The 21,241-nt window shown below is 63.7% G+C and carries 19 protein-coding genes; 11 read left to right on the top strand and 8 right to left on the bottom strand.

Annotation, left to right across the window (positions count from 1 at the left end):
* Positions 1-3: 3 nt before the first annotated feature.
* Entirely contained in the window at positions 4-999 is a 996-nt protein-coding gene (locus EB836_RS13970) for a MoxR family ATPase (protein ID WP_135541443.1), read from the bottom strand.
* 664 nt (positions 1,000-1,663) lie between these two features.
* On the opposite strand from EB836_RS13970, the gene nrdH reads away from it, so the two are divergent.
* The 5 genes from nrdH to EB836_RS13945 all read left to right on the top strand — a co-directional run bounded on the left by nrdH (position 1,664) and on the right by EB836_RS13945 (position 6,255).
* On the top strand, positions 1,664-1,909 hold the full coding sequence (gene nrdH, locus EB836_RS13965; protein ID WP_135541441.1) for a glutaredoxin-like protein NrdH: 246 nt from the start codon (positions 1,664-1,666) through the stop codon (positions 1,907-1,909).
* A 1-nt stretch (position 1,910) separates the two neighbouring features.
* On the top strand, positions 1,911-2,324 hold the full coding sequence (gene nrdI / locus EB836_RS13960; protein ID WP_135541439.1) for a class Ib ribonucleoside-diphosphate reductase assembly flavoprotein NrdI: 414 nt from the start codon (positions 1,911-1,913) through the stop codon (positions 2,322-2,324).
* 5 nt (positions 2,325-2,329) lie between these two features.
* Positions 2,330-4,456 carry a class 1b ribonucleoside-diphosphate reductase subunit alpha gene (nrdE, locus tag EB836_RS13955; protein ID WP_240690003.1) on the top strand — a complete coding sequence of 709 codons (2,127 nt, stop codon included), beginning with the start codon at positions 2,330-2,332 and terminating at the stop codon, positions 4,454-4,456.
* Positions 4,457-4,626: 170 nt separating this feature from the next.
* A complete protein-coding gene (gene nrdF, locus EB836_RS13950) occupies positions 4,627-5,598 on the top strand; it encodes a class 1b ribonucleoside-diphosphate reductase subunit beta (protein ID WP_135541435.1) in 972 nt (323 codons plus the stop codon).
* Between the two features lie 153 nt (positions 5,599-5,751).
* Positions 5,752-6,255: a hemerythrin domain-containing protein gene (locus EB836_RS13945; RefSeq protein WP_135541433.1), complete on the top strand. Its 504-nt coding sequence runs from the start codon at positions 5,752-5,754 to the stop codon at positions 6,253-6,255.
* A 28-nt stretch (positions 6,256-6,283) separates the two neighbouring features.
* Here EB836_RS13945 and EB836_RS13940 read toward each other — a convergent pair whose 3' ends face one another.
* The 3 genes from EB836_RS13940 to EB836_RS13935 all read right to left on the bottom strand — a co-directional run bounded on the left by EB836_RS13940 (position 6,284) and on the right by EB836_RS13935 (position 10,348).
* Positions 6,284-8,398 (bottom strand): acyltransferase family protein, encoded by a 2,115-nt coding sequence (locus tag EB836_RS13940; RefSeq protein ID WP_135541432.1) that lies wholly within the window; start codon positions 8,396-8,398, stop codon positions 6,284-6,286.
* A 188-nt stretch (positions 8,399-8,586) separates the two neighbouring features.
* Positions 8,587-8,757, bottom strand: coding sequence for a hypothetical protein (locus EB836_RS18210; RefSeq protein WP_167854462.1), 171 nt, complete (start codon positions 8,755-8,757; stop codon positions 8,587-8,589).
* Positions 8,758-9,118: 361 nt separating this feature from the next.
* Positions 9,119-10,348 (bottom strand): serine hydrolase, encoded by a 1,230-nt coding sequence (locus EB836_RS13935; RefSeq protein WP_135541430.1) that lies wholly within the window; start codon positions 10,346-10,348, stop codon positions 9,119-9,121.
* Positions 10,349-10,769: 421 nt separating this feature from the next.
* Here EB836_RS13935 and EB836_RS13930 point away from each other — a divergent pair, with 421 nt between their 5' ends.
* Positions 10,770-11,972 carry an IS110 family transposase gene (locus tag EB836_RS13930; protein ID WP_135541428.1) on the top strand — a complete coding sequence of 401 codons (1,203 nt, stop codon included), beginning with the start codon at positions 10,770-10,772 and terminating at the stop codon, positions 11,970-11,972.
* 219 nt (positions 11,973-12,191) lie between these two features.
* Here EB836_RS13930 and EB836_RS13925 read toward each other — a convergent pair whose 3' ends face one another.
* The 4 genes from EB836_RS13925 to sdhC are packed head-to-tail and all read right to left on the bottom strand — an operon-like array spanning position 12,192 to position 15,578.
* Positions 12,192-12,980 carry a succinate dehydrogenase iron-sulfur subunit gene (locus EB836_RS13925; protein ID WP_135541426.1) on the bottom strand — a complete coding sequence of 263 codons (789 nt, stop codon included), beginning with the start codon at positions 12,978-12,980 and terminating at the stop codon, positions 12,192-12,194.
* A complete protein-coding gene (gene sdhA / locus EB836_RS13920; RefSeq protein ID WP_135541424.1) occupies positions 12,980-14,740 on the bottom strand; it encodes a succinate dehydrogenase flavoprotein subunit in 1,761 nt (586 codons plus the stop codon). The genes EB836_RS13925 and sdhA overlap by 1 nt, the downstream gene beginning before the upstream one ends.
* A gap of 9 nt (positions 14,741-14,749) precedes the next feature.
* Entirely contained in the window at positions 14,750-15,199 is a 450-nt protein-coding gene (locus tag EB836_RS13915) for a succinate dehydrogenase hydrophobic membrane anchor subunit (RefSeq protein ID WP_135541422.1), read from the bottom strand.
* A gap of 1 nt (position 15,200) precedes the next feature.
* Positions 15,201-15,578 carry a succinate dehydrogenase, cytochrome b556 subunit gene (gene sdhC, locus EB836_RS13910; protein ID WP_135541421.1) on the bottom strand — a complete coding sequence of 126 codons (378 nt, stop codon included), beginning with the start codon at positions 15,576-15,578 and terminating at the stop codon, positions 15,201-15,203.
* 367 nt (positions 15,579-15,945) lie between these two features.
* Between sdhC and EB836_RS13905 the strand changes: the two genes are divergently transcribed.
* The 5 genes from EB836_RS13905 (at position 15,946) to EB836_RS13885 (ending at position 21,205) form a co-directional block, all read left to right on the top strand.
* Positions 15,946-17,055, top strand: coding sequence for a mannose-1-phosphate guanylyltransferase (locus EB836_RS13905; protein WP_135541419.1), 1,110 nt, complete (start codon positions 15,946-15,948; stop codon positions 17,053-17,055).
* Between the two features lie 151 nt (positions 17,056-17,206).
* Positions 17,207-18,379, top strand: a complete 1,173-nt coding sequence (locus EB836_RS13900; RefSeq protein WP_135541417.1) for an amidohydrolase — start codon at positions 17,207-17,209, stop codon at positions 18,377-18,379.
* Between the two features lie 97 nt (positions 18,380-18,476).
* The gene (locus EB836_RS13895; RefSeq protein ID WP_240689991.1) at positions 18,477-19,622 is read left to right on the top strand and encodes a BMP family ABC transporter substrate-binding protein; all 1,146 of its coding nucleotides are present in this window, start codon (positions 18,477-18,479) and stop codon (positions 19,620-19,622) included.
* A gap of 42 nt (positions 19,623-19,664) precedes the next feature.
* Positions 19,665-20,768: an adenosine deaminase gene (locus tag EB836_RS13890; protein ID WP_135541551.1), complete on the top strand. Its 1,104-nt coding sequence runs from the start codon at positions 19,665-19,667 to the stop codon at positions 20,766-20,768.
* Positions 20,765-21,205, top strand: coding sequence for a hypothetical protein (locus EB836_RS13885; protein WP_226829721.1), 441 nt, complete (start codon positions 20,765-20,767; stop codon positions 21,203-21,205). Before EB836_RS13890 ends, EB836_RS13885 begins: the two co-directional genes overlap by 4 nt.
* Positions 21,206-21,241: the final 36 nt, after the last annotated feature.

Raw genomic sequence — 21,241 nt, 5'->3', positions numbered from 1 at the left:
CGATCAGGGAGTGGGAACGGCCATGAGAAGGGCATCGACGATCTGGGCGCTCGTGATGTTCTCGGCGGCGGCTTCGAAGTTCAGCTGGATGCGGTGGGCGAGCACGCGGTGGGCAAGATCCTTGATGTCTTCGGGAATGACGTAGTTGCGGCCGCGGAGCATCGCCAGCGCCCGGCCGGCGTTCGTGAAGGCGATCGAGGCGCGCGGGCTGGCCCCGTACTCGATGAACGGGGCGAACCGGCCGAGGTATTTGCCCGTATTGCGGGTGGCGTGGACGAGTTCGACGAGATATCGGGTGATCGCGGGGTCGATGTAGATGGTGCGAGCGTAGCGCTGCATGGTCGTGACATCGTCGAGCGTGCAGGCGGGTTCGGGAACCGAGTCCTTGTCGAAGACGCCGGAATCGAGGCGAGAGAGGATCTCGACCTCTTCGTTGGGGTTCGGGTGAGTGAGCAGGTCCTTGATCATGAACCGGTCGAGCTGGGCTTCGGGCAGCTGGTAGGTGCCCTCCTGCTCGATCGGGTTCTGTGTGGCCATGACGAGGAAGGGACGGGGGAGTTCGAAGCGTCTGCCGCCGATCGTCGTCTGCTTCTCCTGCATGGCCTCAAGCATCGCCGACTGGGTCTTCGCCGAGGACCTGTTGATCTCGTCGAGGAGGACGATATTGGCATGCACCGGTCCGAGCACGGTGTTGAACGAGCCCTCATGTGCGTTGTAGATCTGCGAACCGATGATGTCGGCCGGCAGCAGGTCAGGAGTGCACTGGATGCGGGAGAACTTCCCGGCGACCGCATTGGCCAATGCCGCGGCGGCGGTGGTCTTCGCCAGGCCCGGGACGCTTTCGAGCAGCAGGTGTCCGCTGGAGAGGAGTCCGATGAGCAGCGACTCGCGCAGACGCTGCTGGCCGACGACGAAATGGTCGAGGTAGGACTCGAGGCCGTTGAGGATCGACTGTGCGTGCGCGATCTCCTGAGTATTGGCCGGTGCCGTTGCCGTCATAGTCCTGGAGCCTCTCGATTCGGTGCGGTGTGGTCTCCAGCATATTGGTTGGCCCTGACACAGAGACAGCCGAAGTCGTTCCAGTGCTGACACACGTCCCGGCGTGGGGTGCCTGCGAAGATCTCATGTCCGGACCGATCTGTACCGTCGGTGAGACGACAAGGGACCGCTGGGAATCGGTCGGGGGGACGGATGGAAGAAGGTTGAGGACGAAGCGCGGAACAAGGAGTGCAGAGCAGTGTGATCGCGGCCTCCACGACTGCGTGACGGGTGCCTCACTCCACCGTGTGCAGACGATCGCCGAGGAGGCCCCGACACACCCACAGGCAAAAATTTTTCCTGTGGAAACCGGTGGATAACGGCGGTGGAAAACGGGAAGAGAATTCGGTTGTCGAGCGTTGTTCCCAGTGTCCGCGCTGGTCATCGAACTACATAGGTGTCGTTCACAGCCTGTGGACGAATGTGGACGGTGAAGTCACAGGGTGTGGAACCTCGTAATCACACTGGTGTAACACTGGATATAGGGGTAAGGTCGTACCCGAACACAACATCTAGTGGTCACCCTTGAGCCTGCGCCTCGTGATTTTCATCATGAATCGGCGGGTGAAGAGGCCGGCCACACCACCCAGAACGCGGAGCCGCAAGGCAGAATGAAGGAGTCGTCATGATCACCGTGTACACCAAGCCGGCTTGTGTCCAGTGCAATGCAACCTACCGTGCGCTCGATGCCAAAGGGCTGAAGTACAAGTCGGTCGATCTCAGCGTCGACGAGAACGCCCTCGACGTCGTCAAGGCCATGGGCTACATGCAGGCCCCCGTCGTTGTCACCGACAACGATCACTGGTCGGGATTCCGTCCGGACAAGATCGCCACTCTCGTCGGCGAGCAGAACGCTTCCGTCGTGGCCTGAAATGCTTCTGGTCTACTTCTCTGCCAACTCCGAGTACACGCACCGCTTCGTCAGCAAGCTGCGCCACCCGGCAGTGCGGTTGCCGACGTTGACCAAGGAAGAGACGCTTCGAGTGGATGAGCCATTCGTTCTCGTCACCCCCACCTACGGGGCCGGTCGCAATCGCGGGGCTGTTCCCAGGCAAGTCATCAAATTCCTCAATGTCGAAGAGAACCGCCGCCATTTGGTCGGAGTCATCGGCGCCGGAAACACGAACTTCGGCGAGGACTATTGCCGCGCGGCCCACAAGGTCGCAGCAAAGTGTCAAGTACCCCTCATGTATCGAGTCGAACTCCTGGGCACTCAGGAGGACGTCGACGCTGTGAATCTAGGATTGGATAAACTGTGCGCGAGCTCGCTGAAGACCGCAATGTAGAGGACATCATCCGCGAAGAGACGGATCTGGACTACCACGCGCTCAACGCCATGCTGAACCTGTATGACGAGAGCGGACGGATTCAGTTCGAACGTGACAAGCAGGCTGCTCGGCAGTACTTCCTGCAGCACGTGAACAACAACACCGTCTTCTTCCATGACCTCAAGGAGAAGCTCGACTACCTCGTCGAGAAGGACTACTACGAGCCCGAAGTCCTCGAACAGTACTCTTTCGAGTTCATCGAGAACCTGTCGAAACGGGCCTACGATCACAAGTTCCGCTTCCAGACCTTCCTCGGAGCTTTCAAGTTCTACACCTCGTACACGCTGAAGACCTTCGACGGCAAGCGTTACCTCGAGCGCTTCGAGGATCGCGTCGTCATGGTCGCTCTCTTCCTCGCCCGTGGCGATGAGACGCTGGCGACCCAGCTCGTCGACGAGATCATCAGCGGCCGCTTCCAGCCGGCCACCCCGACCTTCCTCAATGCCGGCAAGCGCCAGCGCGGCGAGCTCGTCTCCTGCTTCCTGCTGCGCATCGAAGACAACATGGAGTCGATCGGCCGCTCCATCAACTCCGCTCTGCAGCTGTCCAAGCGCGGCGGCGGTGTGGCCTTCGCCCTGACGAACATCCGTGAGTCCGGAGCCCCGATCAAGAAGATCGAGAACCAGTCCTCAGGCGTCATCCCGGTCATGAAGCTGCTCGAGGACTCGTTCTCCTACGCCAACCAGCTCGGCGCCCGTCAGGGTGCCGGTGCCGTGTACCTCCACGCCCACCACCCCGACATCTACAAGTTCCTCGACACCAAGCGCGAGAACGCCGATGAGAAGATCCGGATCAAGACTCTGTCCCTGGGCGTCGTGATCCCCGACATCACCTTCGAATTGGCCAAGCGCAATGAGGACATGTACCTCTTCAGCCCCTATGACGTCGAGCGCGTCTACGGTGTGCCCTTCTCCGACATCAATGTCACCGAGAAGTACACGGAGCTGGTCGACAACGCAGCGATCAAGAAGAAGAAGATCAAAGCGCGCGAATTCTTCCAGACTCTCGCCGAGATCCAGTTCGAGTCCGGCTACCCGTACGTCATGTTCGAGGACACCGTCAACAAGGCGAATCCGATCGACGGCAAGATCATCATGTCCAACCTGTGCTCGGAGATCCTCCAGGTTTCCGAACCCAGCAAGTACGACGATGATCTCGGCTACGACGTGGTCGGCAAGGACATCTCCTGCAACCTCGGTTCGCTCAACATCGCGCTGACGATGGATTCGGAGAACTTCGGTCAGACCATCGAGACCGCGATCCGCGGCCTCACCGCAGTCGCCGAGACCTCGGACATCCAGTCCGTGCCGTCGATCGCGCGCGGCAACGACATGTCGCACGCCATCGGTCTGGGCCAGATGAACCTGCACGGCTACCTCGCCCGTGAGCACGTCTACTACGGCTCCGATGAGGGCCTGGACTTCACGAACATGTACTTCTACACCGTCGCCTACCACTGTGTACGGGCGTCGATGGAGATTGCGAAGGAGCGCGGCGCGACCTTCGCCGGCTTCGAACGTTCGAAGTACGCCACCGGCGAATACTTCGACAAGTACACCGATGAGGTGTGGCAGCCGCGGACCACACGCGTCAAGGAGCTCTTCGACGAGGCGGGTGTGCAGATCCCGACCCAGGAGGACTGGCGCGAGCTCAAGGCCCAGGTCGCCGAGCACGGCATCTACAACCAGAACCTGCAGGCCGTGCCTCCGACGGGCTCGATCTCCTACATCAACAACTCGACCTCGTCGATCCACCCGGTGGCCTCGAAGATCGAAATCCGCAAGGAAGGCAAGGTCGGGCGCGTGTACTACCCGGCGCCCTTCATGGACAACGACAACCTCGAGTACTACCAGGATGCTTACGAGATCGGCTACGAGAAGATCATCGACACCTACGCCGAGGCCACGAAGCACGTGGATCAGGGACTGTCGCTGACTCTGTTCTTCATGGACACCGCCACCACTCGTGACATCAACAAGGCGCAGATCTACGCCTGGCGCAAGGGCATCAAGACCATCTACTACATCCGGCTCCGGCAGCTCGCTCTGCAGGGCACGGAGGTCGAAGGCTGCGTCTCCTGCATGCTCTGATCCACTGGCACGGCGGACCGATGTGAATCGGTCCGCCGGCTTTGTGCAGGGCCGCTGCAGCAGGGGCCCTGCACAGCGGACATCCGTCTGTCGAGCAGACCGCTGAAACTCAGCACGAAGACGACTTCGTGATTTTTGCAGAACAAGACTTTTTGGGAAGAGAGATAGCGTTGGAGAATCTGACTCTGGCCTCGCACGTCGACGCCATCAACTGGAACCGCGTCGTCGATCCGATCGACGACGAGGTGTGGGATCGCCTGACCGGAAATTTCTGGCTGCCGGAGAAGGTGCCGCTGAGCAACGACATCCCCTCGTGGGCGACGCTGACCGATGACGAGAAGACGCTGACGATGCGCGTGTTCACGGGACTGACGCTGCTCGACACGATTCAGGGAACGGTCGGCGCGATCTCGCTCATTCCCGACGCTGTCACCCCGCACGAAGAGGCAGTGCTCACGAACATCGCGTTCATGGAGAGCGTGCACGCGAAGTCCTACTCCTCGATCTTCTCCACCCTGTGCTCGACGAAGGAGATCGACGAGGCGTTCCGCTGGTCGCGAGAGAACACCTACCTGCAGTCGAAGGCTGACATCATCCTCAGCTACTACCGAGGTGACGACCCGCTCAAGCGCAAGGTCGCTTCGACGCTGCTCGAGTCGTTCCTCTTCTACTCCGGCTTCTACCTGCCCATGTACTGGTCGGCACATGCGAAGCTGACGAACACCGCTGACCTCATCCGTCTGATCATCCGCGATGAGGCCGTGCACGGCTATTACATCGGCTACAAGTACCAGAAGGGCTTGGAGTCGCAGTCCGAAGAGCGCAAGGCCGAGCTCAAGGATTACACGATGAATCTCATGTTCGAGCTCTACGAGAACGAGGTCGCCTACACCCACGACATCTACGATTCGGTGGGACTGGCCGAGGACTGCAAGATGTTCCTCCACTACAACGCGAACAAGGCGCTGATGAACCTCGGCTACGAGGCGATGTTCCCCAAGGAGGTCACGAAGGTCAACCCGGCCATCCTGGCGGCGCTCTCACCCGGCAGCGATGAGAACCACGACTTCTTCTCCGGCTCCGGTTCGTCCTACGTCATCGGCAAGGCCGAGAACACCGAAGACGACGACTGGGACTTCTGAGACCGCTGAGTCCTGAGAACTGAAGCGGCCCATTCGAGCAATCCGGCTCGGGTGGGCCGCTCTTTCTCTGCTCACCCGACGCCTCGGCAGAAGTGGCACAATCGACAGACGAGGACGATTTCCTCGCACCGACAGTCGAAGGAGTTGCACACCATGACAGGCTCAGGAACAGAGGAGAACGGACGACTCAGCGTCGGCGAGGTCCTTGAGCGTGACCACCATCGCATCGACGGATATTTCGAGACCTTCGCGCGGACGTTGTCGGCGGGTGGACCGCTCGACGTCGAGGCTTTCAACACGGGCGCAGCGGGGCTGCGCCACCACATCTATGTCGAAGAGGTTCTGCACTTTCCGGCGATGAAGACCGGAGGACTCATGGGTCCGGTCTTCGTCATGCTCCGTGAGCATGGTGAGCTGTGGGATCGGATGGACGAGATCGCAGCCAAGCTGGATGCGGGTGCCGACAAGGCCGAGATCGCCCCGGTCTGGAAGTCCCTCGAAGACGGACTCGAAGCGCACAATGAGAAGGAGGAGAAGATCCTCTACCCGGCTGGCGACGATCTGCTCACCGATGATCTCGGCGCAGAGATTCTCGAGACTCTGGCGAACCCGGACATCCCTGAGGGGTGGACCTGCGAGATGGCCGGACGCAGCTGACCGCAGGCTCAGCGTGCGGTGTGGTCGGTTATGAATCGGCGGCGTCCGAGAACATCTGCCGTTCTACCTCCGCGGCCAGAGTGCGCACATACTGATGGGTCAGATGGTTCCAGTCACGGAAGACCAGGACGTTTCCGATCACGGGTTGCACGTGACCGTCTTGGATGAGTGATTCGCTCAGGTCGAGATGGATGAAGCTGTCGGTATCGAAGACTTCCGCAGCGGGGTTGGTCTCGGCCAGAACCGACTCGGCGGGTACGGTGCATGAGCGTCGGCTCGGGTCCTCGCCAACGCAGACGCGCGGATCGACGTGCTCGCCGTCGCCGAGTTGCAGCCACGGAGTGTCGCGAACGGCGAAGATCGTGTTCTCCTCTTCGGCCAGACGCTCGAAGACGTCGATGTACTCGTCCGGGACGTAGTCAGGCTCCTCCTCCTGGTCTCCGGTGGGTCGGGTCGAGGACATGAATATGCCCTCCGAAGGCGGATGCATTCTGATGTGTTCTTCGACCTTTCGTGACCACGAGATGCAGTCCGGATCATCGGTGGGACTGTAGTGCAGAGGGCAGCCGGCGCGGGTGAAAGGCACGATCCGGATGCCTCGGCGCTTGCCGATGATGTCGAGAGCTCCAAGCCACTGTTCGCTGTGTGATCCGCCGACGACATACAGTGATCGCTCCGAGTCGGTGTCACCGTACCAGCACGGATCGCCGTCGGCTTTGTCGAAGATGATCGCGTCGTCGCTCTGCGGTGTCGTACATCGGTCGGCCTCCGTCGGCGGCATCATCGGGTCCCGTGAGGCCAGGCCCGGCATGATCGGCACATCGAGGCGTGGTTCGATTCCGTCGAGGATCTCACCGGCGCCCGGGTAGGAGTCGGGGCGGCCTTCAGCGATGACAGCCGAGATCTTGTGCTCGACGTAGGCCCTGTTCGCGACGAGACCAACGGCCCAGGCCGGGGGAGAGACGAGGAGGAGGACCAGAACCGCCACCATGCCGACCCGCGCCCGGGCGATGGCGGGAGACAGCGGCTCCGGCCCCGTCCGCTGGCGCAGAGGGATTTCCACCCACCGATGCGTGAGCTCGGCCAGCAGCAGAGAAGCGAGAATGACCGGGACGCCGACGAGAGGGTTCTTCGCATCGATGCCGGTGACTCTGACGGTGAGGATGAGCAGCGGCCAATGCCACAGGTACAAGGAGTAGGCGATCGTGCCGAGGCGGGTCAGCGGTGCCGACTCCAAAACTCGGATGATGATCGGCGGCTTCCTCTGGCGCACGAGCCCGGCCCCGATGAGAAGCAGAGCACCGAGGAGGGGAACGAGAGTCAGCGGTCCCGGGAACTGTTCGGCACCGTCGAAGAACAGCCCGACGGAGAAGATCATGACCACTCCGACCCATGACAGCACGGCGCTGAGCCACCGGGGCCATGATGAGCCCCGGATGCGCTCGGCGTCGAACAGCACCAGGCCGAGGAGCGCACCGGCACCGATCTCCCAGAAGCGTGAGAAGGTCGAGTAGTAGTTCACCCCCTGATCGCCGGCGAGGGTCATCCAGGTCGCACAGAGGAGCGAGAGCATCGACAACAGGGCGATGATCCACACCAGTGGACGCATCCGCACCCGTGCCGAACGGCCACGTGAGGCGAAGACGAGTGCGATGATCGCAATATAGATTTGGAACTGGACCGACATCGACCACAGATGCTGCAGGGGACTGCTGTCGATCCCCGCTGCATCGTAATCGGAACCGAGAGAGACGAAACGCCAGTTGATCCAGAAGCTCGCGGCGGCTGAAGCATCCGTCAGCCACTGTCCCCAGTCCAGGTGCGGGTAGAAGATGAGGACTCCGCCGACGGTCGCGGCGACGACTGCGAGGAGCGCGGGGAGCAGACGCAGGAGGACGCGCAGCACCGAACGGGTGAAGGAACGTCCGTGGAGTCGCTCAGCGTTGCGGATCTGTGAAGACAGTAGGAGTGTGCCACCGAGGAAGAGGAACACATCCACCCCGGAGGAGACGCGTCCGATGAAGACGTGGAAGATGACGACCAAGGCAATGGAGAACCCGCGGAGCCCCTCGAGATGCTGAAATCGGGTCGACGCTGCGGGGGAAGCGTCCAGGTGCGCAGAATCAGTGCGGAGATCAGACATAGCCGGTGGGGTTGGGAGGTCTCTTCGGCATTCACAGTATCGGGAATCGATGCGCTGAGCGAATGGGCATGCTCACGGCGATCGTCGGCTGCGTCGGACCCGGCCGCCGGAGGCCGGAGTGAATGAGCAGACGCCCACACGCTGCGTAAAACCCGGCAGCGAGTGGGCGTCCTCTTCAGTTCAGGCGGTCAGGCGGCTGCCATCGGCGTGATCTCGCGCAGCGAGGTGCCGGTGAACAGCACGATGCGACCGGTCGAATCTTCGATCGTGGTCTCACCGCGGGATTCGCGGCTGATCTTGGGATCGATCATTCCTGCGTGGATGAGTCCGCGCTGGACCCACTGTGGGAACTCAGACATGGTTCCCTCCTTTCTTCGGTTGTGAATAGCAGGCAACTACGCACGCTATTCGTCAGGTTCTGAAGTCGGCGACTGGGTGATCGCCAATGGGGATCTGCGTTTCGAAGAGACACGGTGTCCGGAACATTCATCTGCAAGGGCGAACCAGGATCGGGGCCTACGACTCTCACTGTCGGTCGTCAGGAGCAACTCATCGACCGGTTCGATGAATGCGGACAACTTCGAACGCAAAGAACCAGCATATCCGACGCGAGCGAGAATTGTCCACTCGAGGCCCGTGAGGTCATAGATGCGCGGCCGGTGACCGCCGTGAGACCTTCGTCGAGAAGGGTGCTTCGTGCCGATGCAGGGCGACGAGAGCTCAGCGACGCCCCTGCATGCGCGCCCGCAGCCTGACCCAGAACACGGCAGTGAGGGTGAGCAGAACGACGCCCACGGCAAGCAGTCCGAGAGCGAGGGGATTGTCCATCGCCGCACCCAAGGAGCGAGACGCCACCGAGGCAGCCGCCCCCTCCGATTCTTCGGGCGTCGACTTCTCCGCCGACGCCGCTGCCGTCCCTTCGTCGGTTCCACCGGCATCGCTGCCGCTGCCCGAAGCGGTGGGGTCCGCCTCGGCGGTTGCCTGAGTCCCCACCGGAACGGTCTGCAGCGATTTCGGATCCTTCTGCGCGAAGTCCCATTCGAGGAGGTCGACGGCGGCCTGCCGGGAGTTGTTGTCGATGCCGAGCATCGTCGCCACGACACGGTGTCCGTCTCGTTCGGCTACGGCCACATACGAGCCCTTCGCGGCGCGAGTGAAGCCGTTCTTCAGACCCAGTCCGCCGTCGACCTGCCCGACGATCTTTGTGTGGTTCTGAATCTCGTAGCCTTTGAACTTCTCTTTCGTCTGCGGATTCTTCCCGCCGGGGAATTTATAAGTCTCGGTCCCGATGACCTTCATGAGATAGTCGTCCTCGCAGACGGCCCACGCGAGCTTCATGAGGTCCTCGGCGCTCGTGTACTGCCCCTTCGCGTCGAGGCCCGAGGTGTTCACCGCATGCGTGTTCTCCAGCCCCAGCTCGGCGGCCTTGTCGTTCATGAGCTTCACGGCCTTGTCCTGACCACCGGCGGCCCGCCCGAGGGCGTTCGCGGCATCATTGGCACTCGACATCAGCATGGCGTGGAAGAGCAGATCGACCGTGTAGCTGTTCGTCTGCATGAGCCCGACCTTCGTGCCGTCGATCTCCATGTCCTCGAATTCGGCCTTGACCTTCTGCTTCTTGTCATCGAGCACATCGACGAGAGCGAGAGCCGTGAGCAGTTTGATCGTCGAAGCCGGTGCGTGCCGCTTCTCGGTGTTCTTCGCCGCGTGCAGATTCCCACTGTCGAGGTCACCGACGAGCCAGGAGACGCCCACCGGCTTCGGCGGCTTCGCCCCATCGCCGAGGTCGTCAGGCGTCACGTACGCCGGCGCCGTCGACTCCGCCGGCTGTGGCGCTGCCTTCGCCGGTGCGGGGGAGTAGGCGAGCTGGGCCGCGACCAGAACTGTTGCGGCCACGGCACCGAGGAGCAGTGCGAGCAGTGAGGAAGCTGACGAGCGGGTGAAACGCATGCGCCCCAGTCTACTTTCGCGTCCGTCCCGCTGTCCTCAGGTTTGCCTCACCCGCACCGAAGTGAAGCAGGTCGTGATCCTCCACCCGCGCCGACGCGCCGTCCTCCACCCGCGCCGAGGCGCCGTGGACCGGACGCCCCGTTACCTTTTAAGTAGCCCCTTCATCCGTCAGGATAGAAAGGGGTCGCTGGCCTGAGGACCCCGGCATGATTGATGCCCCCAGTCATCATGATCCGGGGGGTGTAGTCACCGGGGTTCGAAGGCACCAGGGAAATCGCTGATAGGGGCCAGAACCACTGGCAGAACACATGCCTTGAGCCCGACCGTAACGTGGATGCCGAGCCCAGGAGCCATCCAGCAGTACCGGCCAGCCGAACCACAACCAAATATTCGGTCACATGAGTCGAAGAAGATGAGTGACATGATCACCAACCACGCTGACATCGACGTATTCATCGGCATCGATGTCGGCAAACACAACCACCACGCCGTCGCACTCGACCGCGACGGCAAACAGTTACTGTCAAAAGCTCTGCCGCAGAACGAAACGAAACTCCGGGCTTTGCTTGGCCGGCTGCGCAAGCACGGAACTCTGCTGGTGGTCGTCGACCAGCCCGCCACTATCGGCGCCTTGCCGGTCGCGGTCGCCCAAGCCGAGTCCATCACGGTCGCCTATCTGCCTGGGTTGGCGATGCGCCGCATCGCCGACCTACACCCGGGTGAGGCGAAAACGGATGCACGCGATGCCGCGATCATCGCTGAAGCCGCCAGGACGATGCCCCACACTCTGCGGGGTATCCGGGTGGCGGATGAGAACGTCGCCGAGTTGTCGATGCTGTGTGGCTACGACGATGACCTCGCCAAACAGGCAACGGCCACGTCGAACCGGATCCGCGGACTGCTCACCCAGATCCACCCCGGGTTGGAGACCGTCATCGGCCCGCACTTGGATCATCCCGCCATGCTGGCCGTGTTGGCGAAGTACCCGACACCGAAAGCGCTACGGCATGCCGGCAAACACCGCGTCGAGACTCTGCTGCGTAGACAGGCGCCCAGGGCGTGGAAGCGGTGGGCCGCGGCGATCTTCACCGCCTTGGACGGGCAGACCGTGGTGGTGTCGGGCACGGACGCGGCGGGACTCGTGCTGCCGCAGTTGGCGAACTCGTTGGCGCAGATACGTGCGTCGCGGGATGAGGTGTTGGTGCGCATCGAGGAACTGGTGAAAACGCATCCGCTTTTCGGGCTCCTGACGTCGATGCCGGCAGTCGGCGTCAGGACCGCGGCGAGGATCCTGACCGAGGTCGTGGGTAAGGACTTCGAATCCGCCGGACACCTCGCATCCTATGCCGGACTGGCACCAGTGACCTGGCGGTCAGGGACATCGATTCGGGGAGACCACTCGTCGCGGCGGGGGAACAAGATCCTCAAGCGGGCTCTGTTCTTGTCGGCCTTCGCGGCGTTGAAGGACCCATTGTCGAGGGCGTATTACGACAAGAAGCGCGCCGAGCATAAGAAGCACAATCAGGCGTTGATCGCGTTGGCTCGCCGTCGTTGCAACGTCCTGTACGCGATGCTTCGCGACGGTGCCTACTTCCACGCACCCGAGGCGGCGACCGCCGCCTGAACCGACCGGTCACGAAGTGCCTGACCAGTTCGGGAGACGGTTCCCGGACCGATCATCCCTGCCGTTTCGGGCCCACCAGATATTCTTGAAGAAACTCGTATCTGCCCCTTGACTTAAAACATAGGGGCACCCCCCACCGGAACCGAGGCGGCAGAATGCGAAAACGGCCCCACACCGATCGGTGCGGGGCCGCAGCAGTAGGACTTCAGGCAGTCGCGATCAGAAGGCGCGCTGCAGGATCGCCTGCTTCACCTCGGCGATGGCCTTGGTGATCTCGATGCCGCGAGGGCAGGCCTCGGTGCAGTTGAAGGTGGTGCGGCAGCGCCACACGCCTTCCTTGTCGTTGAGGATCTCGAGGCGCATGTCGCCGCCCTCGTCACGCGAATCGAAGATGAAACGGTGCGCGTTGACGATCGCGGCCGGTCCGAAGTACTGACCGTCGGTCCAGAACACGGGGCACGAGGAGGTGCAGGCCGCGCAGAGGATGCACTTCGTGGTGTCGTCGAAGGCCGCACGCTGTTCGGCCGACTGCAGACGCTCACGGGTGGGCTCGTGACCGGAGGTGACGAGGAACGGCATGACCTCACGGTACGACTGGAAGAAGGGCTCCATGTCGACGATCATGTCCTTCTCGAGCGGAAGGCCCTTGATCGCCTCGACGATGATGGGCTTCGACGTGTCGAGGTCCTTCAGCAGCGTCTTGCAGGCCAGGCGGTTGCGGCCGTTGATGCGCATCGCATCGGAGCCGCAGACGCCGTGGGCGCAGGACCGGCGGAAGGACAGCGAGCCGTCGATCTCCCATTTGATCTTGTGGAGGGCATCCAGCACGCGGTCGGTGCCGTACATCGTGATGTTGTATTCCTCCCAGTGCGGCTCCGAATCGAGTTCGGGGTCGAACCGTGCGATCTGGAAGGTGCAGTCGAAGGACGGAATGCTTCCGCCTTCGCCCGAGACATGCTCGGGTAGATCGATCTTCGAGGCTGGCTCTGGGGTGGTGTCGGTGCTCATCAGTACTTACGCTCCATCGGCTGGTAACGGGTGACGATGACGGGCTTCGTCTCAAGACGCATGCCCTTGATGCCGTCGGTCTCCGCTTCGGGATCGAGGTAGGTCATCGTGTGGTGCATGAACTTCTCGTCATCACGATCGGGGAAGTCCTCGCGGAAGTGTCCGCCGCGCGATTCCTTGCGGTGGATGGCCGCGACGGAGATGACCTCGGCGAGTTCGAGCAGGAAGCCCAGCTCGACAGCCTCGAGCAGATCGAGGTTGTAGCGCTTGCCGCGGTCCTGGATGCCCACGTTGTTGTAGCGTTCGCGCAGCTTGGCGATCTCGTCGAGTGCCTCGCGCAGAGTCTCGTCGGTGCGGAACACCTGGACGTTGGAGTCCATGATCTCCTGCAGATCCTTGCGGATGGCGCCGATGCGTTCGGTGCCATCCGAGGTGCGCATCTTCTCGAGCATCTCGACGACCTGTGTCTCCGGGCTCTCCGGAAGTTCCACGGAATCGGCGGTCTGGGCGTATTCCGCGGCGGCGATGCCGGCGCGCTTGCCGAAGACGTTGATGTCGAGAAGCGAGTTCGTGCCCAGACGGTTCGAGCCGTGCACGGACACACAGGCGCATTCGCCTGCGGCGTAGAGGCCGGGCACGACGGTGTCGTTGTCGCCGAGGACCTCGGCCTTGATGTTCGTCGGGATGCCGCCCATGGCGTAGTGCGCGGTCGGGAACACCGGCACGGGCTCGGTGTAGGGCTCGACGCCGAGGTAGGTGCGGGCGAACTCCGTGATGTCCGGCAGCTTGGCATCGATATGCGCCGGTTCGAGGTGGGTGAGGTCGAGGAGGACGTAGTCCTTGTTCGGACCGCAGCCGCGACCCTCACGGACCTCGTTGGCCATCGAACGCGCGACGATGTCACGCGGAGCGAGGTCCTTGATCGTCGGGGCGTAGCGCTCCATGAAGCGCTCACCGTCGGAGTTGCGGAGGATTCCGCCTTCACCGCGAGCCGCCTCGGAGAGCAGGATGCCCAGACCGGCGAGGCCCGTGGGGTGGAACTGGAAGAACTCCATGTCCTCGAGCGGGATGCCGCGGTTGTAGGTCACGGCCATTCCGTCGCCGGTCAGGGTGTGGGCGTTCGACGTGGTCTTGAAGACCTTGCCGACTCCGCCGGTGGCGAAGACGACCGACTTGGCCTGGAAGATGTGGATCTCGCCGGTGGCCAGTTCGTAGGCCACGACGCCGGCCGGGCGTTTGACCCCGTCGACCTCGGTCATGACGAGGTCGAGGACGTAGAACTCGTTGTAGAACTCCACGCCGTGCTTGACGCACTGTTGATACAGGGTCTGGAGGATCATGTGGCCGGTGCGGTCGGCCGCGTAGCAGGAACGGCGCACGGCCGACTTGCCGTGGTCACGGGTGTGACCGCCGAAGCGACGCTGGTCGATCTTGCCTTCGGGGGTGCGGTTGAAGGGCAGCCCCATCTTCTCGAGATCGAGCACGGCGTCGATGGCTTCCTTGGCCATCACCTCGGCGGCGTCCTGGTCGACCAGGTAGTCACCGCCCTTGACGGTGTCGAAGGTGTGCCATTCCCAGTTGTCCTCTTCCACGTTCGCCAGTGCGGCGCACATTCCGCCCTGGGCGGCACCGGTGTGCGAACGGGTGGGGTAGAGCTTCGTGAGAACGGCGGTCCGGGCGCGCTGGCCCGATTCGATCGCCGCACGCATGCCGGCGCCGCCGGCGCCGACGATGACGACGTCGTAATGATGTACCTGCATGTTTCTCCTTTAGGCCTTGCAGAACTCAGCCAGGACCGAGGGGTCCGCTCCGGCCGGGCAGGGATCGAACGTGAAGATGACGAGCGTGCCGAGCACGATGACGATGATCGAGGCGATGTAGAGGATCACCTGCAGAGCCATGCGGGTGCTGGGCTTCTCGGAGTAGTCCATGATGATGGTGCGCAGGCCGTTGGTGCCGTGCAGCATCGCCAGCCACAGCATGAGCAGATCCCAGATCTGCCAGAACGGGCTGGCCCACTTGCCTGCGACGAATCCGAAGTCGATGGCCTGGACACCGTCGCCGGCCCACAGGTTGACGAACAGGTGGCCGAAGATGAGGATCACGAGGATGACGCCGGAGACGCGCATGAACAGCCATGCGAACATCTCGAACTTCGAACGCGTCGACTTGTGCCGGGAGTAGCCGGTCCGCGGAGCCGGAATGGATGTTGTGCTCATGTCAGCCTCCGAAAGTGTGCATCAGCTGGCGAGGAATGAAGGCGATCATGATGATGAGCCAAAGGACCATGACTCCCCAGAACAGCTTCTTCTGATTCTTCGGGCCACTCTTCGAGAAATCGACGAGAATGACGCGCAGCCCGTTGAACGCGTGGAACGCGATTGCGGCGACCAGGGCGATCTCACCGAATGCCATGACGGGTGTCTTGTAGGTTCCGATCACTGCGTTGTAGGCCTCGGGCGAGACGCGGACGAGTGCAGTATCGAGCACGTGGACCAGAAGGAAGAAGAAGATTCCGACGCCTGTGACGCGATGCGCGACCCAGGACCACATTCCTTCGTTTCCTCGGTACAGAGTGCCCGTAGACGCTTTGGCCACGGAGCATCCTCCATCTTGAGTATTGGGGTGTGTACGTCTAGAAACTACGCCGAAGACCGCTCCGGTGCCAGTCGAGACACCGCTCAGCGTGCCGGATCACACCTCAACCCTGGCAATTCCCTCAAAACTGGGATTTCCCGTCTCACGGATTTTCATTTACATCACAGTCGTGTGCGCTAAATGATGAGATCTCCGGCCTGACCTGCACGACCCTTCCGAGCCCCGCGGTTGACGTCGACGCAGTCCCCGACCGTCACCGAGGCGGCCCCGGGGTGGGGTTGTCCCCACCGCCACACTGCAGCTGAGCTCTTCCGACACGGCGGACAACCTCGGGGAAGCGATGCCCGAACTCTGGGACACTGAATCCGTGAATACCCATTTCCACGCCATCATCCCCGCAGGCGGTTCGGGAACCCGCCTCTGGCCGCTGTCCCGTCGCGCCAACCCGAAGTTCCTCCACGATGTGCTCGGGCTCGGTCGCAGCCTGATCCAGGCCACCTGGGATCGGGTGGCACCCATGGTCGGTGAGGACAAGGTCTGGGTGGTCACCGGCGAGACCCACCTCGACCAGGTCGCCTCCCAGCTGCCCGGGATCTCACGGACTCAGATCGTCGCCGAACCCTCACCCAAGGACTCCGCCGCGGCGATCGGCCTGGCCACCATGCTCATCGCCCGCGAAGACCCTGCGGCGATCGTCGGGTCGTTCTCCGCCGATCACTCGATCACGAACGTCGACGAGTTCCGCCTCGTCATCGACCAAGCCGTGGCTGCCGCCGAGACCGGGGACATCGTCACCGTCGGCATCATGCCCCGCAACCCCGCGACCGCCTACGGCTACATCAAGACCGGCGATCTGCTCGGCCTCGACGGGGCGCCCACCGCTCGTCGGGCGCTGGCGTTCGCGGAGAAGCCCGCCGCGAGCACTGCCCGTCGGTACGTGAATTCCGGACGCTACCGGTGGAACGCCGGCATGTTCATCGCCAAAGCGGAATCCCTGCTCGAGATCCTCGCCGAGGAGGACCCCGCCCTCTTCGCCGGACTCTCCCGGATCTCCGAGGCCTGGGACACCCCCGAGCATCAGGAGGTGCTCGAGGAGGTGTGGCCGGGCCTGGAGAAGCGCGCCATCGACTATGTCGTGGCCGAACCCGCTGCTGCCGCCGGCCGTGTGATCGTCATCCCCGGCGACTTCGGCTGGGACGACGTCGGCGACTTCGACTCCGTGGCCCGACTGCGCCAGCCCGTGCCCGGCGAACCGCGTGGGGTCATCTCCATCGGCGGCAACACCGATCTGCTCGAAGTCGATGCCTCGGGCGTGGTCTTCTCCGAAGGGCCGCGGACGGTGGCGATCGTCGGACTCGAAGACCTCGTCGTCGTCGACACCGACGACGTTCTGCTCATCACCTCCCGCTCTCACGCTCAGGATGTGAAGAAGGCCGTGTCCGCGGCAGGGGAGCGGGGGCTCGACGAATTGCTCTGAGCCGATGCCCTTCGCAGGAAGGCCGATGCCCGTCGCGGGAAGTATGTCGAAATTGGTCGCAGTGAGCACAGATGTGACGGTCTGTGCTTAGCATTGCTTCCAATGGTCGACACCAGCCATCCCCGAACTTCCCGCTGACGAAGGACCTGACATGATCAGCTCGACAATCGCTGACATCGGTGCAGAGCTCATCGATTTCCGCCGCGACATCCATGCCCACCCGGAACTGTCCTTCCGAGAGTTCGAGACCACCGACAAGATCGTCGCCCGCCTCGAAGCCGCCGGGCTCCAGCCGCGGCGACTCGAGGGCACCGGTGTCGTCTGCGAGGTCGGGGAGGGGCCGGTGGCCGTGGGGCTGCGTGCCGATATCGACGCTCTGCCCGTCGACGACCTCATCGACGAGGAGTTCCGTTCGACGGTGCCCGGTGTCGCCCACGCCTGCGGCCACGATGTGCACCTGACCTCCCTCATCGGCGCCGGCATCGCCCTGCAGCGCATCCACGAGACCCGTCCCGGCGGACTCGGCGGTCGCGTCCGCCTGATCTTCCAGCCGGGCGAGGAGGTCACCCCGGGCGGGGCGCTGCGCGTGATCTCCCAGGGCGTCCTCGATGATGTGCCCGAGGTCTACGCCGTCCACTGCGATCCGAATGTCGACATCGGCAAGGTGGGTTCGCGCATCGGTGCGATCACGGCTGCCGGAGACACCGTCATCATCCGTCTCTCCGGGCACGGCGGGCACACCTCCCGGCCGCACCTGACCGAGGACCTCGTCTACGCCCTCGGCAAGCTCGCCACCGATCTGCCCTCGACGCTGGGCCGTCTCATCGACCCCCGCCACGCGATCTCTCTGGTGTGGGGTGAGATCAGCGCCGGTCATGCCGCGAACGTCGTTCCCAGCGAGGGGATTCTGCGCGGGACCCTGCGCTGTCTCGACGTCGACGGGTGGAACCAGGTCGCCGAGGTGCTTCCCGAACTCGTCGATCGCATCGCCGGTCCGTACGGAGTCGACGTCGATCTCGAGCACCGCCGAGGTGTGCCTCCCGTGGTCAACACCGAAGACCAGGTGACACTCATCGAATCCGCTGTGCGCGGTGAGCTGGGAGAGAACGCAGTGCAGCTGACTCCGCAGTCGATGGGCGGAGAGGACTTCGCCTGGTACCTCACCCACTGCCCGGGCGCGCTCATCCGGCTGGGCACCCGCACGCCCGGCGGCATCACCTATGACATCCATCAGGGTGATCTGCTCATCGACGAACGCGCGGTGGCCATCGCAGCCCGCGTCTTCACCGCCACCGCGCTCAGGGTCCTCGACCGTGATCGCTGATCTCCCGAGCCGCAGCTGAGCACGGGCCCCGCCGCCGCGGGCCCGGGCCTGCCGGCTGATTACCCTGCCCGCACCGCCGGCCGATAATCTAGGACTCATGAGGATGAGAGCCCGGTCCACCCTGCTGGCCGCACTCGGTGCGGTGAGCACGCTGGCGCTCGGCGCCTGCTCCGTGACCGCTCCCGAACCGCTCGAGGAGACCCGGCTGGGCTGCCTCGTCTCCGCTCCCGCCGGATTCGACGATCATGCGGCCGGTGCCCTCACACTCGCCGAGACGGAACTGGCCCGCGAAGCCGGTGTCTTCTCCGGCACCTCGAGTCAACGGGTCTCGGGAGGGTCGGCCACCTCGGCGGCCCTGGATCGGATGCACCGGCAGGACTGCGCACTGACCACGGTGATCGGACCCGGCGGTGCCGACGAGCTCGCCGACTTCGCCGCCGCGCATCCGAAGGAGCTCTTCCTCGGGGTCTCCAGCGGCACCGAAGACCTGCCGAAGAACGTGCTGAGCATCGACTTCGACCTCGTCCCGCCGGCGTTCATCGCCGGGTACACCGCGGCCACCGCCTCGGAGACGGGGAAGGTCGGCGTCGTCGTCTCCCACGGGTTCCCGCAGGCCGGAGCCATCCTCAGCGCCTTCGACGCCGGGGTCGATCTGTACAACGACGAGAAGGACGAAGGCGCGGCGACGGTGACGTCCTATCGCAGCACCGCCTCGGCGAGCAGATCGATCTCCGATACCCGCACGGCCGGTGAGGACTATTTCGATGAGTCCTTCGACGATGACGCCGACGTCCTCGTGCCCTTCGGTTCGGCCGCAGCGATGGGGGCGGTGACCGCGGCGGACGAGAAGCGCAAGGATCTGGCCGAGGCCGCCGACGACACCGAGGTCGAGGACGAGAAGAGCCCGATCCTGCCGAAGCTCGTGTGGTACGGCACCGCGGGTGGGTTCTCGCAGTCGATCGTGGCGAGCATCGAACCCAACGTCCGCCGCGGGCTGCGCACGATGTTCCCCGACTGGCCGCAGAGCAAGAACCCCGACGAGGTGGCCCCCGCGCCGAAGCGCGGACCGGAGGAGATCAGCGGCTTCCGCGTCGGCGACCGGGACTACATGGGCACGCTCGACAACGGCGGGGTCCGCATCATCGCCGAGGACGGGTTCCTCTCCCGCGTCTCCGATGCCGGTCGAGGCATCACGGACCTGCGCGAGCGGATCAAGAGCGGGGACATCGACCTGGAGAAATGATGAGCGGCCGACGGCGGTGTCATCGGATAAGCTGAGACGGTGATGAATGTACCCGCCGGCGTCGCCTCCGACGACCCCATCCTGCAGCTGCCCAAAGTGTCCCTCCACGATCACCTCGACGGCGGGCTGCGCCCGTCGACGATGATCGAGCTGGCCGATCAGATCGGCCACACCCTGCCCGCCGCCGACGCGGAGTCGCTGGGCAGATGGTTCGCGGAATCCGCGAACTCCGGTGATCTCGTCCGCTACCTCGAGACCTTCTCTCACACCGTGGCCGTGATGCAGACCGAAGACAATCTGCGTCGCGTGGCCAAGGAATGGGTGCTCGACCAGGTCGCCGACGGCGTGTTCTATGCCGAGGCCCGGTGGGCTCCCGAACAGCATCTCGAGGGCGGGCTGGAGCTCGACACCGTCGTCGAGGCAGTCCAGGACGGGCTCGAGGCCGGTGTCTCGGAAGCTGCCGCCGAGGGCAAGTACATCCGCGTCGGCCAGCTCATCACCGCTATGCGTCAGGCCGACAATTCCCTGGCGATCGCGGAACTGGCCATCCGTCACCGTGAGAAGGGCTCGGAATCCGGTGTCGTCGGCTTCGACATCGCCGGACCGGAGAACGGCTTCCCGCCCTCGGCGCACCTCTCCGCGTTCAACGCCCTCCATCAGGCCTATGTGCCCGTGACGATCCACGCCGGTGAGGCCGCAGGCAAGGAATCCATCCACGAGGCGATCACCATCTGCCACGCTCAGCGTCTGGGCCACGGCGCCCGGATCGTCGAGGACATGGAGATCGTCGATGGAGAGGGACAGCTCGGCAGCCTCGCCGCGTGGGTCCTCGACCAGCAGATCCCGCTGGAGCTGTGCCCGAGCTCGAACCTGCAGACCGACATCGGCGGCACCATCGCCAGCCACCCGATCACGGGGCTGAAGGATCTCGGCTTCGCCGTGACCATCAACCCGGACAACCGGCTCATGTCCGGCACGTCCATGTCGCGGGAGATGCGTCTGCTCGTCGATGAGGCGGGATGGACGCAGACGGATCTCGAATGGGCCACCGTGAACGCGGTGACCGCTGCCTTCCTGCCGCTGGATGTGCGCGAGCGCATGCTCGACGAGATCCTCATCCCCGGATTCGCTCGGGTGAACATTTGAGTTCTCGCAGTGACCGGTCTGCCGTGCCCGGAGGCTCACAGGATCCTGCCGGGCACGGTGTCCCGACTCCGCGGGCGATGACCCTGGTCGTCGTCGTCCTCGGCATTCAGGCGCTGGCCCTGGTCGGTTCGGCGCTGTCGTTCATCATCACGGCCATCGGCGCGGGTGAGCTGGCCGCATCGCTGGTCGGCCTGGCCGTCATGTTCCTCATCTTCGCGGCCGGAGTCGGTGCCGCGGCACGTGGGGCGTGGCGGCTGCACCGGTGGGCGCGACCCGCGGCGATCGCGTTCGAGCTGCTCGTCATCGTCTTCGCCTTCAGCGTCATCGGCGGATCTCTGTGGCTGGGCCTGGCCTGCCTGCTCACCGCCATCGCCGTGATCATGGGCTTCTTCCTGCCCCCGGTCGTCGAGGCCTACAACCGCGCCCTGGCCGACTGAACCGCGCCCTGGCCGACTGAACCGCTGTGCCGTTTC

Source organism: Brevibacterium sp. S111 (assembly GCF_004745075.1).
Classification (GTDB): Bacteria; Actinomycetota; Actinomycetes; order Actinomycetales; family Brevibacteriaceae; genus Brevibacterium.
The sequence above is the reverse complement of the archived record's forward strand: the minus strand, read 5'-3'. Positions and strand labels throughout refer to the sequence as shown.